Genomic DNA, 2,145 nt, shown 5'->3' with positions numbered 1-2,145 from the left:
CCCAAGGCGCGGGTCAGTCAGCTGGCAGTAGGGAACGGCAAAATGGCGAACCCGGCCAACCCTCCGACGGAGTGGGCCACGTACCTGCCCTCCGTGGACTACCGGCCCACGTGTTGAAGGGCGGAGACCCGGTCAGATGAACCTGAGCGTGATGGCATCGCTGTGCCCGGACCAGTTCAACGTCAGGTACCAGCATCCCGCCTTGGGCAGGTTGACCGACGAGGGCCCGGCGCCGCTGGCGATCTCGCGGACCACCGACGTCGTCGTCCCGTGCAGTACGGCTCCGATGGTCAGCGGCCGCATCGGTTGCTGCGGCAGCCGCGACACCCAGAGGATCTTGTTCGTGACGTCGGGATCGGAGGAGGCCACCGGCGGATAGTTGAACAGCACGGCGATGATGTCGCCGTGTTCGCTGAACACGTGGGGGACGCCCGAGCCGTCACCGCTGAATCCCGTCCTCGCCCAGGTGGGCATCGCGTCCCGTGTGACGGTGGAAGCGCACGCGCTGGACGACGGCCGGGCCTCTTGGGCTGGACCGCTCGCCGAGCATCCCGCCGTGAGCATGACGAGTGTGCCCAGAGCCGAGACGCCACGTCTGATCGCGGCCACGCTCGACCTCCACACAACCTAGGGAGACCCTCTCGTGTGGATTGTCCGCCGCGACCCGAAAGAAGGCCAGCCGCGGTCCGGCAGAGGTAGAGAATTGCCGGGCTTCCCACTTCAACCCGGATGCTGCAGCCGGTCCACTCAGCGAGCAGATCGCCCAGATCGCCGGGCCGCCACGAGCACCTCACGCGCCTTGGACCCGTCGCTCGGCCCGACCAGGCGCCGCTCCTCCAACAGCTCCATCAACCGGCCTGCCTTCGCGAACCCGACGCGGAGCTTCCGCGGACAGCTCATCGAGCGCCCCGAGCAGAGCACGGCCTGAGCCACCTCAACTGATCCACAACTAGTGATCCATCCGTAAGGGGTGGAGGTAACAGCTAATGCCAGCTACCATGCTTTGCATGGAACCTGACAATGCAGGCAACCTTGCTGGGGGCAAGGCGGAGAGCCAGCTGCGCAAAGGGGTGCTCGAGTACTGCGTGCTCGCGCTGTTGCGGGACGGCCCGCGCTACGGGGTGGAGCTGCTGGAGAAGCTCGGCGCGGTGGATGTGATGGCCACCAGCCAGGGCACCATCTACCCGCTGCTGTCTCGGCTGCGCCGCGAGAGTCTCGTGGACACGCGTTGGCAGGAGTCCCCCAGTGGACCACCGCGCCGTTACTACGAGTTGACGGCTACAGGGCAGGCCGCCCTCGCCGAATTCGCCGCCGTGTGGCCGCGCTTCCGCGACGGCGTCGACCACTTCATCGCCCCGTCACAGCCGAGTCATCACCCGGCCCGCTGATCCGCCGACAGAGAGAGGGAAGCCACCATGAAGACCGCACAGCATCCGCTGGTGAAGAATTACCTGGCCGCCGTAGCACGCGAGACGGCCGGACTCGACGAAGAGCGCCGCAATGAGCTGATCGCCGACCTGGACGAACACATCGTCGTCGCCCTGGCCAAGGAGGCCAACCCCGATGACCAGGCGATCCGCGACGTGCTCGCGCGCCTGGGCGACCCCCGCTCGATCGCGGCCAGCGCGCTGGGAGAGAGCTCTGCCGCGGTATCCGTCCGCCGTCGGCACACCGTCGTGCCCTTGGTGCTGCTGGCGCTCGCGGGGCTGGCCACGGTCACCGCACCCGTGGCGGGTGTCGTCCTGGCGATCGTGGCCGCCGTGGCACTGTGGGCGGCCCCGCAGTGGCAGACCCGCGACAAGGTGATCGGCACGGCGGCCGCCCTCCTGATGCCGGTCCTGCTCGCGCTGCTCGGCTTCTTGCTCGGTCTCCAGATCGCCGCCGGTGGTGTCGCGGTGGGTGAGTGGACCATCCAGACGGTCCTCGCAGTGGTCATCCTCCCCTTGGCCGTCACTGCGGTGACCTGTGTGTACCTGGTCCGTGCCGGACAGCGCTCCGCTTGACTTCAGCTCAAAGGAGCTGGTCCGAGGGGAACGGTCACCGGGGAGTCTCTGTCGATGGGGCGGACGGGGCGTCGGCGGACAGGCCCGCCCCCTGGTCACAACCGGGCTCGTAGATTCGCATCCGCCGGTCCACAAAGGGCGT

General features: G+C 68.0%; 4 protein-coding genes. 2 read left to right on the top strand and 2 right to left on the bottom strand.

Annotated elements, in window-relative coordinates; translation table 11 throughout:
- Positions 1-132 precede the first annotated feature (132 nt).
- A complete protein-coding gene (locus tag AWQ68_RS40280; RefSeq protein ID WP_157546559.1) occupies positions 133-609 on the bottom strand; it encodes a hypothetical protein in 477 nt (158 codons plus the stop codon).
- Positions 610-747: 138 nt separating this feature from the next.
- Positions 748-849 (bottom strand): hypothetical protein, encoded by a 102-nt coding sequence (locus AWQ68_RS41865; protein WP_306306872.1) that lies wholly within the window; start codon positions 847-849, stop codon positions 748-750.
- A 158-nt stretch (positions 850-1,007) separates the two neighbouring features.
- Between AWQ68_RS41865 and AWQ68_RS40275 the strand changes: the two genes are divergently transcribed.
- Positions 1,008-1,388 carry a PadR family transcriptional regulator gene (locus AWQ68_RS40275; protein WP_066952027.1) on the top strand — a complete coding sequence of 127 codons (381 nt, stop codon included), beginning with the start codon at positions 1,008-1,010 and terminating at the stop codon, positions 1,386-1,388.
- A 27-nt stretch (positions 1,389-1,415) separates the two neighbouring features.
- Entirely contained in the window at positions 1,416-2,003 is a 588-nt protein-coding gene (locus AWQ68_RS40270) for an HAAS signaling domain-containing protein (protein WP_066952023.1), read from the top strand.
- Positions 2,004-2,145: the final 142 nt, after the last annotated feature.

The sequence above is a fragment of the Microtetraspora fusca genome, assembly GCF_001570365.1.
Lineage (GTDB): Bacteria > Actinomycetota > Actinomycetes > Streptosporangiales > Streptosporangiaceae > Microtetraspora > Microtetraspora fusca.
The sequence above is the reverse complement of the archived record's forward strand: the minus strand, read 5'-3'. Positions and strand labels throughout refer to the sequence as shown.

Excerpts from the sequence above, each read along its gene's own strand:
- AWQ68_RS41865 (WP_306306872.1), bottom strand. The coding sequence starts at position 849 with ATGGAGCTGTTGGAGGAGCGGCGCCTGGTCGGGCCGAGCGACGGGTCC.
- AWQ68_RS40275 (WP_066952027.1), top strand. The coding sequence starts at position 1,008 with ATGGAACCTGACAATGCAGGCAACCTTGCTGGGGGCAAGGCGGAGAGC.
- AWQ68_RS40270 (WP_066952023.1), top strand. The coding sequence starts at position 1,416 with ATGAAGACCGCACAGCATCCGCTGGTGAAGAATTACCTGGCCGCCGTA.